The sequence below is a fragment of the Neochlamydia sp. EPS4 genome, assembly GCF_000813665.1.
Classification (GTDB): domain Bacteria; phylum Chlamydiota; class Chlamydiia; order Chlamydiales; family Parachlamydiaceae; genus Neochlamydia.
In genome coordinates this window covers 41,482-55,944 of record NZ_JSDQ01000030.1, presented here as the reverse complement: position 1 = coordinate 55,944, position 14,463 = coordinate 41,482, and the positions used below count along the sequence as shown (strand labels likewise).

At 38.3% G+C, this 14,463-nt stretch carries 9 protein-coding genes; 3 read left to right on the top strand and 6 right to left on the bottom strand.

From position 1 onward, the window contains the following. Window positions 1-98 precede the first annotated feature (98 nt). The 4 genes from DB42_RS02720 to dnaB form a co-directional block, all read right to left on the bottom strand. Entirely contained in the window at window positions 99-830 is a 732-nt protein-coding gene (locus tag DB42_RS02720; protein ID WP_044881629.1) for a lipoate--protein ligase family protein, read from the bottom strand. Continuing rightward, on the bottom strand, window positions 823-2,718 hold the full coding sequence (mnmG, locus tag DB42_RS02715; protein ID WP_044881628.1) for a tRNA uridine-5-carboxymethylaminomethyl(34) synthesis enzyme MnmG: 1,896 nt from the start codon (window positions 2,716-2,718) through the stop codon (window positions 823-825). The genes DB42_RS02720 and mnmG overlap by 8 nt, the downstream gene beginning before the upstream one ends. An 85-nt stretch (window positions 2,719-2,803) precedes the next feature. Next, the gene (locus DB42_RS11820) at window positions 2,804-2,890 is read right to left on the bottom strand and encodes an AURKAIP1/COX24 domain-containing protein (RefSeq protein ID WP_079979849.1); all 87 of its coding nucleotides are present in this window, start codon (window positions 2,888-2,890) and stop codon (window positions 2,804-2,806) included. A gap of 342 nt (window positions 2,891-3,232) precedes the next feature. Continuing rightward, complete coding sequence (gene dnaB / locus DB42_RS02710; RefSeq protein ID WP_039386302.1) at window positions 3,233-4,678, bottom strand: replicative DNA helicase; 1,446 nt, start codon at window positions 4,676-4,678, stop codon at window positions 3,233-3,235. Between the two features lie 406 nt (window positions 4,679-5,084). Between dnaB and rpoN the strand changes: the two genes are divergently transcribed. Beyond that, on the top strand, window positions 5,085-6,569 hold the full coding sequence (gene rpoN, locus DB42_RS02705) for an RNA polymerase factor sigma-54 (protein ID WP_044881627.1): 1,485 nt from the start codon (window positions 5,085-5,087) through the stop codon (window positions 6,567-6,569). Window positions 6,570-7,124: 555 nt separating this feature from the next. After that, entirely contained in the window at window positions 7,125-8,798 is a 1,674-nt protein-coding gene (locus tag DB42_RS02700) for a SulP family inorganic anion transporter (RefSeq protein WP_044881626.1), read from the top strand. A gap of 441 nt (window positions 8,799-9,239) precedes the next feature. Here DB42_RS02700 and DB42_RS02695 read toward each other — a convergent pair whose 3' ends face one another. Together DB42_RS02695 and DB42_RS02685 are read right to left on the bottom strand one after the other, a co-directional pair. After that, a complete protein-coding gene (locus tag DB42_RS02695; RefSeq protein WP_044881625.1) occupies window positions 9,240-10,673 on the bottom strand; it encodes an F-box protein in 1,434 nt (477 codons plus the stop codon). A 416-nt stretch (window positions 10,674-11,089) separates the two neighbouring features. Continuing rightward, on the bottom strand, window positions 11,090-12,526 hold the full coding sequence (locus DB42_RS02685) for an F-box protein (protein ID WP_044881623.1): 1,437 nt from the start codon (window positions 12,524-12,526) through the stop codon (window positions 11,090-11,092). A 604-nt stretch (window positions 12,527-13,130) separates the two neighbouring features. Between DB42_RS02685 and DB42_RS02680 the strand changes: the two genes are divergently transcribed. After that, window positions 13,131-14,390: an exo-beta-N-acetylmuramidase NamZ domain-containing protein gene (locus DB42_RS02680; RefSeq protein ID WP_044881622.1), complete on the top strand. Its 1,260-nt coding sequence runs from the start codon at window positions 13,131-13,133 to the stop codon at window positions 14,388-14,390. Window positions 14,391-14,463 lie beyond the last annotated feature (73 nt).

The window sequence follows — 14,463 nt, the reverse complement described above, 5'->3', positions numbered from 1 at the left end:
GCGGCCCTTTTTACCCTCGCTAAGCTCTTTTATTTAAGCTGGCCGGTTGAGTCAAGCTCATTTCTCCATTTAACCTTACATAACTCCATTGCTCTTATTTAGAATAGATGGATTCTTTGAGAAGTTCTTCGATGAGGAATTTGGGTAACTTTGTAGGCTTCAGAGAGAGAGGAAATTTCCACTTTAAAATAAACCTCTAAGGTTTTTAAAAATCTATTCACTACTTCTTGCTTGCATGGCAAATACTCACCTAACTTGCATAGGAAATTGTCATGAGAGCGTTGTTCACGATACCCAGGCATTTTAGGGGGCATTTTTAGGTAAGCCATGTTTTCTGCCTGGTAGTCCCATAAAAATGAAGTATGATGGAGCCAACGATTTTTCGTCATATATTGAGCATTCCCTCCACATTTTCTCCCTTTAATCACATAATCATTCTCACATAAACGCAATTCTATCTCCTGAAAGACCAAACGATAAAAAATCTCGCTCCACTGGAAAACAGCATGAGGATAGCAGGGAATGCCTAGATCTGCCTGATTAAAAATAAAAGTTTTTATGATAGAATCCGCATCTATGAAAACGGTCCCTCCCCCGCTAAATCGGCGAATCAGCGGCACAGGCTGTTTTTGAAGTCTATCTAGATCAATGACTTTTTCAGGAGAAGAAGATATCCCCATGACGATGGCTTCTGGAGGGTTTGGGTTGATTAAACACCAATTACGTTGATCAACGCGCAAAAGAGCTTCTTCCAGCTGCAGCTGCTCGAGAATGGTAGATTGACTTAAAAGCAAAACATTAAGAGGGGGGCGAAAGGGGGTCTTACTCACTTCCTTCACTGCTAGAAAAAGAAGAAAGAGCCTCTTGATTGACTAGCTCAGAATTTTTATTAGCATTAAACCGCACTAAGGCAATCATTAGAACAGAAATATCTGCTGGCGAAACTCCTGAAAGGCGTGAGGCCTGTCCTAAATTTAAGGGATGGGCATCCGCTAGTTTTTGTAAGGCTTCATTTCTTAAGCCTGTAATAGAGGCAAAATCGAAATCTTTAGGGATGAGAATATGCTCAAGATGAGCCAATTTAGCGACTTCGCTATGCTGGCGTTGAATATACCCTGCATATTTTAAAGCAAGCTCGATCTGAAAGTTAATTTCCATGCCGTAATCCTGCATTGCAGCGGGATAATCATTTAACAAACTTGCATAATTATTTTCTGGGCGGCAAAGAAGCTGCGCTAAGCTATATCCTTTTCCTTTGAGCTGAACGAAAACTTTGTCAAGTCGATTCACACCTTCTTGAATCATTTTTTCTTTATATTTAAGAGAAGCATAGCGTTTTTCTTCTATCAGGCCAATTTCATAACCATAATGACGCAATCTAAGATCGGCATTATCTTGCCTGAGCAAAAGGCGATGCTCGGCTCGACTGGTAAACATGCGATAAGGCTCATCTAAACCCTTAGTAACTAGATCATCGATCATTACACCAATGTAGGCTTCTGATCTTTTCAAGATTAACGGGGGCTTAGCTTGTACATGATGAGCTGCATTGATTCCTGCCATTAATCCTTGTCCAGCAGCTTCTTCGTACCCTGAGGTTCCATTAATCTGCCCCGCTAGAAAAAGTCCTTCTATCGTCTTACATTGCAAAGAGCTATCAATTTGCCCGCTTACTACATAATCATATTCGATAGCATAAGCAGGACGCATGATTTCAGCATTTCTTAAAGCAGGAATACTTTTAATGAAAGCCATTTGTACATCAAAAGGGAGAGAAGAAGAGACCCCATTCACATACACCTCTTCTGTTTTTAAGCCTTCAGGCTCCAGAAAAATTTGATGGCGCTCTTTATCAGCAAATCGCACGATTTTATCTTCAATCGAGGGACAATAGCGTGGGCCCACTCCGGTGATTTTACCTGAATACATAGGAGAGCGATGAATATTTTCTAAAATGATTTTTTTAGTTTCTTCTGTGGTATAAGTGATATAGCAAGATATTTGGGGCAAGCGATTGATTGGCTCATCATCGAAAGAAAACTTGACATTCGGATCGCCAGGCTGCTCTTCAGTGTGGCTATAATCGATCGATCGCTGGTTCACCCGTGGCGGAGTACCTGTTTTTAGACGCCCTAACTTTAAGCCTAGCTTTATCAAGCTAGCTGATAAGCCAACAGCAGGCTGGTCACCAGCACGGCCACCGGCATAATTGGTCTCTCCAATATGCAGCAAGCCTCGCATAAAAGTTCCGGAAGAAATCACTAAAGCTGAGCAATAGTAGAGAATACCTTCCTTAGTAATGACCCCTTGGATGCGATCTTGCTCAACAATTAATTCTTCAATGGTGCCTTGTTTAATTTCTAAGCCAGGCGTTTTCTCCAAGCGATGCTTCATCTCCAGCTGATAAGCAGCTTTATCGGCTTGTGCTCTAGGAGCCCATACCGCAGGACCTTTAGTAGCATTCAACATCCGAAATTGAATTCCTGTGCAATCGATAGCTTTGCCCATTTCTCCGCCTAGGGCATCGATTTCCCGGACAATATGGCCTTTAGCCACTCCCCCTACAGCAGGATTGCAGCTCATTTTTCCAATCGTATCCAAGTTCATTGTTAATAAAAGTGTTCTTGCACCTAGGCGAGCAGAAGCTAAAGCAGCTTCGCAGCCTGCATGGCCAGCTCCCATGATAATAACATCATACTTGGTTGGATATTTCCACATAAAACTCAAAGATTAAAAGAAGTAGTTGAGAAGCAAAAGAGAACGCAGGGGTTCTCTTTAAAACTCTGCCAGCTTTTTTAGCCGGTTAGGTTTTGTGACGATCACGTCTACTACGCTTCTTGCGCTTATGCTTTGCAATTTTGTATCTGCGCTTCTTTTTTACAGATGACATAGTTTCTCCCAAACAACAGTTATATATTTTAAATTTAAACGCTTAAAGACTAATTTTGGGAATAATACTCTATTTGGGATTAAAAAGTAAAGTCATATCTTGAAGAGAAGAAGGGTTAAAACTTTTTGTCTTTCCTAGCAAATTTCTTTAAATTCATTAAAGCACCCATTAAGCTTCTTTTACTCTTATCCAACAACTCTTCAGCCTTCTTTAATTCTTGCTATAAACATCCAAAAAATTCATAAAAAGCATAAAGTACCGATAGACCGTGATAGGTTTAAACTCAACTAGTTATCTTCTTTGCTAAGGATAGGAAAAGAGCTAGAAAGGCCGAAGAACGCTTTAATTAAAATTACCAAATTCGGAGGCCATCTCTTTTTCTGCAGAGGCATTGGGATCGTATTTAACAGGAATATAATTAGCAAACTGCACGATTTCTTTACGATAGGTAAAGTTAATACTTCCTACCCCGCCATGGCGGTTTTTAGCTACTATCAATTCAGCCATGCCAGGTTTATCCATAGGATCATAATATTCTCGCCTCAATAAGAATAAAATAATATCCGAGTCTTGCTCAATACTACCACTTTCACGCAAATCACTCATCATCGGACGATGTCCTTGACGCTCTTCTACTTTTCTTGACAGCTGGGATAGACATAGGACAGGAATATTAAGCTCTCTTGCCAAATTTTTTAGTAAACGTGAAATTTCTGAGATTTCATTCTGACGATTTTCCTGTCCTCGAAAAGAGCCGGAGCCTGTAATTAATTGCAAGTAGTCTATCACTAAAAACCCTATGCCGTAAGTTTCTTTCATACGTCGGGCACGTGCTCTTAAATCTGTAATTTTAAGTCCTGGCTGATCATCAATGACCATCACATGATTTTGCATCATATTGACCGCTGAAACAATCCTTTGGTACTCAATGCCATTTAAAGAACCTGTTTTAATTTTATCGGATTCTACTTCTGACTGAGAGCAAATAATTCGATGCACGAGTTGCTCTGCACTCATCTCTAAGGAAAAAACACCTACTGGCATATTGCTCTTAAAGCAGACATTTTCGGCGATATTGATAGCTAAGGCCGTTTTACCCATAGCGGGGCGAGCAGCAAGGATCATCAAATTAGAATTATTGAGTCCATTAATTAACTTATCCAAGTCGGTATAGAAAGTAGGAAGACCAGTAATACCACTTTCTTCCGGCCCACGTTCTTGGTAACGAACCTGCCGCTCTTCTAAAGCTTTCAAAAAAGGAGTAGCCGTTTCAGCCTTAACGCCGGATAAAATTTGGCTAATCAGCTTACCTGTCGTTTGATTGGCAGTTTGACTTATTTGATAAAAAAGTTGCTGGGCTTCATCTAGAGCACCCAGCACATCTTGTGGCTCTTCCAGGGCTTTTTTTTCAACCACTTGAGACGTATTAATCATGCGTCTTAAAATAGCTTTGTTGCGAACAATGTCGGTGTATTCTTCAATATAAGCGGAAGTACCAGCATATTGAGCTAAAGTTGTTATATAAGCAGCTCCACCTGCCGCTTTTAGCTTACTTAAGCGCTTTAACTCTTCACAGACAAGATGCACGTCAGCAGGCTTATCATTTTTATAAGAAGTCTTAAGAACCTCAAAAATGATTTTATGCTCGGTGTAATAAAAATCGGCCTCATCTAGGCCATCCGCCGCAATGTTAAGGCCGTTGACACTGGTAAGCATGCATCCTAGAACCATCATTTCAGATTCTTTAGAGTTAGGAGCCACGCGAACTTTAGAAGGATTATCTGACATATCCACATCCCATTAAATTTGGATAAAACTATACTATAAACCTGTAGTTTATCCCAAGAAATTGCCGTTTACTTCTTTAGCTTTCGCCCTTATCCCTCTTTCACTTTCTTAATTTAAGCCGTTTATTATGAATAGCTTAAATATTTTTAATCCAGGTTTTAGTAAATATTTATTTACATCGATTAAAGCTCACCATTAAAGAAATGCTATAAGTTAAGATTTATCGGCTATTAGCAAAAACAAGAGAAATAAAAGTAGTTTAAGCACTGAATTAATTGCAGGCTTGGCCTTATTTTTTTAAGCTGTCTTGCAACCTACTAAAGCTCAAAGTGACATTCATCAGACATCTAAGGCTAAACTAAAAAAATTCTTGTCAATTCTATAAAAATCTTTTAAATAGTGAGGTATGAGTGATCCAATTTCTTTAAACCTATTAGCTCGCCAAGCCACAAGCCTTAAGCAAACGCAGCGCCTGATGATGTCGCCACAAATGCAACAGGCTATTCATTTGCTACAAATGCCTGTGCTAGAGCTTTCAGCAACCGTGGAGCAAGAAGTTCAACAAAACCCTTTGCTCGATTTTATTGAAGGAGAAGAGGAGAATTCTAATTTAAAGAAGTTAGAGGAAGAGAATGCAGAAATTCCTGAGGAAGGCGAACAACAACCTGAAAAAGAATTATCTTTTAATGAAAATGATTTTGAGATTATGAAAAAACTCGATGAAGAGTTTCGGGACTATCTATACGATCTTCCTCCTTCCAGCCATCGCACACAAGAAGAAGAAAAGCTTAAGACATTTCAGGAAAGCTCTATTTACGCTGAAAGTTCTCTTTTTGAATATTTAATGCAACAGGCAAAAGAATCTTTTGATCATGAAGAAGATAGAGCAATTGCTGAAGCAATCATTGGTAACTTTGATGAGAATGGATTTTTGCAAACTCCCCTTCAAGAAATCGCTGGGCTTTATAATTTTCCTATAGGAAAAATTAAAAGTCTTTTAAAAACAATACAAGCTTTCGAGCCCTATGGGGTTGGAGCCGCCAATATGCAAGAATCTTTACTTATTCAATTACGTTGTCGCCAAAAGCACCATACTCTCGCTTACAAAATTCTTGAAGAACATTATGAAGACCTTATTCATAATCGCATTCCTTCTATTAATAAAAAGCTTGCTTGCTCCTCGGAAGAAATCTCAAAGGCTTTGCAAAAAGATATTTCTCGCTTGGATCTGCATCCTGGAACAGGACATTTCAAACATTTTGTCCAATATATTACTCCGGATGCCACTATTGAAATAAGCAATGATAACTTAGCTGTACGCATAAACAATGATTTTCTACCCTCTATGCGGATTAATAGACGCTATTTGCAGATGTTAGAGGATGAATCTCTTTCTTCAGATACCAAAGAGTTTATTCGTACTAAGTTATCTTCGGCTAAATGGCTCTTTAAAAATGTGCATCAGCGTAATGACACTCTTTTAAAAATCTTAGAACTACTTACCAATCAGCAAAAGGAATTTTTTTTGGATGATTGCGGCAAGCTTATGCCTTTAACAATGAAATCGATAGCCGAACAATTGAATTTGCATGAATCCACTATTGCCCGCGCAGTTGCTAATAAATATATCGATACTCCCCGCGGGATTCTTCCTTTACGCTCTTTTTTTACAAACGCTTTACAGTCACAAAAAGGAGAAGACATTTCTTCCACTACTATAAAAAGCTTACTAAAGGAGATAATCAGCCAAGAAGATAAAAAGCATCCTTTGTCCGATGCCACTTTATCTAAACTATTAACGGAAAAAGGAATGGACTGCGCTAGACGTACAATAGCTAAATATCGAGCAGAACTCAAGCTAGGCAATGCTCAGCAAAGACGCCAATATTAAAGCTTTGTTCTTAAAAAATACGGAAGAGTTAACAACTTACTTTTTATTTATCCTCAATCTTCAACCGTTGAAGTGAGTTTAACACGGACTTAATGCAATCGATAAACTTGGGAGAAAGAGATCCTGACGACTAAGAAAAACTGCTTAAAAAATAGAGAAAAGATGATTTAGCTGAAAAATTTACGCCGCCTAGCATGAATGGTAAATTAAACTAAATATTCAGTTAATTTATAAACTTAAGAGCAAAGCCTTATTTTTAGCATGAATGAGCTTACATTTTAAGCTATGCTAGATAGAAAAGGATGAAACAGCCGCTTATAATTTTACTTTGGAAATATGCCGTTTTACCATTTCCTAGTAATGTAACCTACTAGCAGTCAAAAAGCTATTATGTTGGACTCAAGTCGTTAAACTTAAACGATTGATTTCGCAGCAGGTGCAAATATAAAGGGAGCATGAAAAAAGAGACTTTTTCTTTTAGTCAAAAAATTATCTCTCCATCCTTGCAAGCTATTGTGCTGGGATACTGGCTTATTTAATTATGTAGGACAAGTTATGCAATCTAAATATACGGACTTTATCCCCAAAAGCATTGTATGTTTTCGTGAGGGTTATTCAAAAGAGTACTTTTTAAATGATCTTTTTGCAGGAATCAGCGTAGGTGTTATTGCGCTTCCATTGGCTCTGGCTTTCGCCATTGCTTCAGGGGTGTCACCGGAAAGGGGATTATTTACAGCAATTATCGCAGGTTTTCTCATTTCTTTGCTGGGTGGTAGCCGTGTGCAAATTGGGGGCCCAACAGGAGCTTTTGTTATCATCGTAGATGCAGCCATACAAAAGCACGGATATGAAGGCTTAGCTTTGGCCACCCTCATAGCGGGTATCCTAATCGTATTGATGGGGTTGGCACGCTTCGGTGTCCTTCTTAAATTTATTCCCTACCCTGTAATCACAGGGTTTACCACAGGCATCGCACTGATTATTTTTTCTTCGCAAATTAAAGATTTTTTTGGGCTAGAGGCAGATAGAGTTCCCTCTGAGTTCCTTGAAAAGTATAAATTTTATTATGAAATCGCACCTACATGGAATCTGTGGGCATTTTTAATTGCCTTTTCGACGCTTACCTTAATATTTGTATTAAGGCATTATCATCCTAGATGGCCAGGTGCAATCATTGCAATCACTCTAGCTACGACTGCTGCCTATTTTTTTGATCTTCCTATTGAAACTATTGAATCCAAATTTGGAGAAATCCCTAGAACTCTTCCCAGCCCAGCCCTTCCCCACTTTTCCTATGATCTTTTTAAAGCCGTGCTTCCTGACGCCATTACAATAGCTTTATTAGGAGCCATAGAGTCTTTATTATCCGCTGTTGTGGCCGACGGAATGATAGGAACCAAACATAGATCAAATGGAGAGCTAGTGGCTCAAGGATTAGCAAATATAGGATCAGTAATCTTTGGAGGCATTCCAGCAACAGGAGCCATTGCCCGTACCTCAGCTAACATAAGAATGGGGGCCAAAACGCCTGTAGCAGGTATGATTCATGCCATTACCCTTCTTCTGCTTATGCTTTTTTTGGCTCCTCTCGCAGGGAAAATTCCCTTAGCGGCTCTGGCGGGTGTCCTAACATTTGTTGCTTGGAATATGAGCGAGCTGCCGCATGTTATAGAAATTTTAAAAGGGCATCAGAGTGACGCAATTATTTTACTCATCACATTTTTGCTAACCGTTTTGATAGATCTTACGGTTGCTGTACAAGTCGGTATTATTTTGGCAGCTCTGCTATTTCTAAAACGAATGACTGACAAAACTACCGTAGAAATTTGTCAAAATTTAGTGAAGGAGAATAAAAATGAAATAGCAGAACCTTCTGATGCTGAACTTCTTTTTCGAAAAGATATCCCCTCTGATGTGACAGTTTTTGAGATTAGAGGGCCATTTTTCTATAGCGTGGCTGATCTACTCGATGAGGTTCTTTTTCAATTAAACTATCACCCCCGAGTTTTTATTCTACGTCTTCATAAAACTCCCTTAATTGACGCGACTGGATTACAAGCTATTAAACAATTTGGGTTGAAGTGCAAAAAGAAAGGCATACTATTCATGCTCGCTGATGTCGATGATAAAAACTATGATTTATTTATTAACTCAGGAATAGCAGAAGCCATAGGAAAAGATCTTATGTTTAAAGACATTGAAGTTGCCCTTACTTATGTAAATAGTTAAAGTCATGGTTTGCCCCTAATCTTTTAGCGTTTATTATTCTCTGCCCCCCATGAAATTTAATGGCAGATAGGAAACTTCGCTCCTTTACGATTAGGCTGTTTGAAACTTCGTTTCTAGAAACAACTCTATTCTTTAAAAGTTACAAGTAAGCCTTTTGCCTCAATTATATGAATAATAGCCTCTTTTTCTTTCTATTTTTTATCAATCTCTTGCTCCTTGTCCTTTTCTTGCTGAAAAAGCTAGCATCTCATATAAGACAGCAAAAAAGGAAGTGCCAGCGGCCATTCGAGGATATGAGGAAAAGCTTAAAAATTTAAGAGTTAAATTAGAATTTAAAGCCACCCAGCAGCTAACGGAGTAGATAGGAAATACTTCTGAAGAAGAGACAAATCTTCAGGACTTACAAATATTTTTAATTAAATGCCTTATGCCTCTAACATCCTAACTGAAGAGGAAAGGTGCAAGATAAACAAGCGTATCTTTATGCTTATCATTACTTTGGGAAATGCTTCCTTTTTTCTGACTGATGATTCCATCAAAATTCCATTGCTCTAGCCAGCCTTCGGTATCACAACTGGCTAAGCCTCTTTTACTAGAATAAAAGGTTCTTATTACTGAGATTCTCTCTCTAACTTCGCCTGGCCGTTTAAAATGAAGATCTTTTCTCTCTTGATCGGCAAGAGAAAGTGAATCTATTATAAAGAAGTAAGGTGGATTAGCCGCAGTAATACAGTATTCTTTGCCTACCTGAAGAAATCTAACAGCTCGAGAAGTCCTCGGTTTCTCTCTTATGAATTTTCCATTAGCAGACTCATAACAGGCAATTGTTCCATCGCTAAACCCGACCACTAATTGGCTTTGATTATAGTCGCAAACCGTAAGCTTAACTTGGTTTTTCTTGAGATACTTATCTGAAGGTAAAGGCTCAAGCTCTCCTTCATATATTTTGGATCCATTTTCCGTATTCCATACTCGATACCCTCTTTTAGAGCCATTGTTCCATAACATCATCACTTGAGAATCATCAAACTGGCATAGCTCTTTAAGGGGTAATTCGATGATCTTACCTTCTAAAGAAATAAGCTGATCAGCAGGTAAGGAGGTAAAGTATCCCCCTAAATCTTTAAGAAGGTAAAGCGAACCATCTACACAATGAATCAAGGCTTGATTATCACGGCAGTCCATGCAAAGAATAGGATAGGCAAAAGATGTTTTTATCTCATGCGTCTCTGCTGTTGCTATATTAATTACCTTAATCTTTTTGCGTTCAGGCAGAATAAGGAGAAGAAAGTTTTGCTCAAAATAGGCTTGCTCAAATGCTCCTAGGAAACATAGGGCTTGCTTAGCTCTAGGCTCATTGTCTTTCCAACGGTAGAGATAGCCCTCGGTAGTAAGCAAGTGAAGATGGTTGCCTTTCCAATGGATTAGATGCGCATGCTTATCCTTTAAATTATCAAAGATTACCTTTCCTGTCTTTCTGTTCAGTTTATAGAGCTGGGCTGTCCCCGCTGTCATTTTCAAAAAGGCTAGATCTTTCTTAACCTTTAATTCTAAAATCTCTGGAGAGCCAGTTAGAGGAAGCTTATGCATCTGATGATGAAAATGTTCAGGAGAAAAAGAGGAGCGCAGCTTTCCAGAAACATACTTTTTCTTATAAATCTTTTTCCAGCCGAAGCGTGAGGTTTTAATTTGGGTAAGGTTGCTCCAGCGACGAAAAAATAGCTTTTTCCATAAAAAAGAGTCTTCTGCTAGCTGCTTCCATGGCTTACTGACTAAAGCGGTCATGCCTAAATCTTTTTCTGGCAATAAACTAAAGATAGTTACTTGTAGCTCAGTAGGTAGGTGATTAAAGCTAGGATTAAAATTTACTCCCATCGCTTTTTCCTTTTTCATTCAAATTAATGTTAAAAATTAAACAGAGAATTTTTAAACACTTATTTATTGCCAAGCATATTATAAGAAAGATATTTGCTCCAAATAATAATGATCTATATATACAATCATTTAAAAATATCCCTCTTAGAGATGCTTCATAATGAAGAAAGGGAGAGAAGGATCCTTCCAATTTTAGATGACCTGCATCTTTTCCTCGCAAGCAATCGACTAGATACCCCGGTAATAATAAATGAACTTAAACAAGCATTACCCATATACCAAACATATGTTGAATTACAATTTAAAGCCACCCAGCAGCTAACGGAGCAGATAGGGAATACTTCCGAAGAAGAGTCAAATCTTCATGACTTACAAATATTTTTAATTAAACGCCTTAGACCTCACAGCCCCTCCTCTTAACTTAAGAGAAAGGATGGAAGGCCACAAGCAAACGGCCTTTCATTCTTATCCTTATCTTGAGAAATACTTCCCTTTTTTGGACCAATGATCCCATCAAACTTCCATTGCTCTAGCCAGCCATCGGTATCACAACTGGCTAAGCTTCGTTTATTAGAATAAAAGCTTCTCAATTTGGCAATTACCTCTTTAGCTTTTCCTGGCCGCTTAGCATAGAGACGTTTCCTATCTAGATCAGTAAAAGAAAGTGGGTGCACTTCAAAGAAGAAGTCCGGATTAGCCGCAGTAATACAGTATTCCTTGCCCACCTGAAGAAATCTAATAGCAAGAAAAGTCATCAATTTCTCTCTTATAAATTTTCCATTAGCAGACTCATAACAGGCAATTGCTCCATCGCTAAACCCGACCACTAATTGGCTTTGATTGTAGTCGCAAACCGTAAGCTTAACTTGGTTTTTCTTGAGATACTTATCTGAAGGTAAAGGCTCAAGCTCTCCTTCATATATTTTGGTTCCATTTTTCGCATTCCATACCCGATACTCTCTTTTAGAGCCATTATTCCATAGCATCATCACTTGAGAATCATCAAACTGGCATAGCTCTTTCAGGGGTAATTCGATGATCTTACCCTCTAAACGAATAAGCTGATCAGCAGGTAAGGAGGAAAAATATCCCCCTAAATCTTTAAGAAGGTAAAGTGAACCATCTATACAATGAATCAAGGCTTGATTATCACGGCAGTCTAGGCAAAGAATGGGATAGGCAAAAGATGTTTTTATCTCATGCCCCTCTGCAGTGGCTATATTAATTACTTTAATCTTTTTGCGTTCAGGCAGAATAAGGAGAAGAAAGTTTTGCTCAAAATAGGCTTGTTCAAATGCTCCTAGGAAACATACGGCTTGTTTAGCTCTAGGCTCATTGTCTTTCCAACGGTAAAGATAGCCATCGGTAGTAAGCAAGTGAAGATGGTTGCTTTTCCAATGGATTAAGTGGGCATGCTTATCCTTTAAGTTATCAAAGATTACCTTTCCTGTTTTTCTGCTTAGTTTATAGAGCTGGGCTGTCCCCGGTGTCATTTTCAAAAAGGCTAGGTCTTTCTTAACCTTTAATTCTAAAATCTCTGGGGAGCCAGTCAGAGGAAGCTTATGCATCTGATGATGAAAATGTTCAGGAGAAAAAGAGGAGCGCGGCTTTCCAGGAACATACTTTTTTTTATAAATCTTTTTCCAGCCAAAGCGGGAAGTTTTAATTTGGGTAAGGTTGCTCCAGCGCCGGCAAAATAGCTTTTTCCATAAAAAGGAGTCTTCTGCTAGCTGCTTCCATGGCTTACTGACTAAAGCGGCCATGCCTAAATCTTTTTCTGGCAATAAACTAAAGATAGCTACTTGTAGCTCAGTAGGTAGGTGATTAAAGCTAGGATTGAAATTTACTCCCATCGCTTTTTTCCTTTTTCATTCAAATTAATGTTAAAAAATCACACAAAGAAATTATTAAATAATTACTTATTAAGAAGCATACTATAAAAGAGATATTTGCATCAAATAATAATGATCTATATATACAATCATTAAAGAGGCATCAATCTTATTGCCTTATTAGGTTAAAAGCATAAAGCTACTCAGGATCTTTAAGTGGCTAAGAAAATTTTGTGTACGCGGTTAACATAGCGATGCTAAAAAAGATGATAGGAATAAATTTCAGATTAGCAAATTAATTATGAAAGACTCTTCAGGCTTATTGGCAGCAGAATAAGCTGATTCTTAAGCACAAATAGACGATTAAGCGTCCGGGTTTTTGAAAAAAGAATAAGTTTAGAAATGACCTTAAAAAAAAGCAAAAGCGAGATGAAGATGATTTTCTTATCCCCCTTTATAAATCCTGATTAAGTTCTGCTTTTGAGCCCCTGAATTTTAGTTAATACTCCTGCATGCATACTTGATTAGAAAAGTTAAAAGAAGAAACTTTTAGGATTTTTATTGCTTACTTTGTATATTCTATTTCACTTGCTTTTTTTCAACCCTTAGATATCCTTGCTTAAATATGCGCTATTTTCTTTCCTTAACTATCCTCGTTAATTTTTTAGTTAATTATTTACAAGCAGCTCCGACTCCGCAAGTTCAGGTAGGTGCAGATCTTTTATTCACAAAAGAATATGTTCACCTGCTTAAAAACAAAAGAATTGGGTTAATTACTAACCATACTGCTGTCAACAGCCAAATGAAATCCACTGCTTCTTTGCTCCAATCTCATGCCAAGCAATACGATTTTACTCTTGCTGCTCTTTTTGCTCCCGAACATGGGATCACAGGTTCTGCCCATGCCGCTGAGTTTATAAAGGATGAAAAAGACTCTGCTGGTATTCCTATTTTTAGCCTGCACGGTGCCACGCGTCGCCCAACAGATAAAATGCTCGCCCAGCTAGACCTACTTCTTTACGATATTCAGGATATTGGGTCACGCTCTTATACTTATATCACCACCTTATTTTACGTAATGGAGGAGGCAGCAAAACGTCAGATCCCTGTCATTGTTCTTGATCGTCCTAATCCTATTAATGGTAGGGTGATTGATGGTCCTTTGCTAGAAGAGAAATGGCGCTCGATAGTAGGTTACATTAATGTTCCTTATTGCCATGGAATGACAGTCGGTGAACTGGCGCGCTATTTTAATGATCAATCCAAAGTAGGTTGTCAGCTTGAAGTTATTCCCATGCGAGGATGGCATAGAAACATGACTTTTCAAGACACAGGCCTTCCTTGGATTCCTACCAGCCCTTATATTCCTGAAGCCACCACGGCTTATTACTATCCTGTGACAGGCATCTTAGGAGAATTGCAAATAGTAAATACTGGCATAGGCTATACCCTTCCTTTTAAAGTCCTGGGAGCTCCCTGGATTGATGCTAAGATCTTTGCTCATCACCTCAATAGCCAAAAATTTCCAGGCGTTTACTTTGAACCTTTTTATTACCGTCCTTTCTATGGAAGGTTTGCTAATGAGGAGTGTAAAGGTGTCATCATTATTATAACTAACCATTTAATATATAAGCCTGTAAGCACTCAATATCTACTCATTGGAATCCTTAAAAGCCTCTATCCAAAAGAATTTAAAGAAGCTTTAGCTAATTCACAGGATCGTAAGGCAATGTTTTGTAAAGTTAATGGGACAGACAAAGTTTATCAGATTATAAAAGAAGAAAAAAATATTGTCTGGAAGTTGCGTAGCTTTCATGAAAAAGAAAGAGAAGCATTTGCCCATCAAAGAAAAAAATATTTAATTTCTTCCTACGCAGAAGATTAGCACTCTCACAAACAAACTGCTAAAAACCTTTATCCTTCTATTGACAAAAATTACACTAAAACCTAGAATCCGT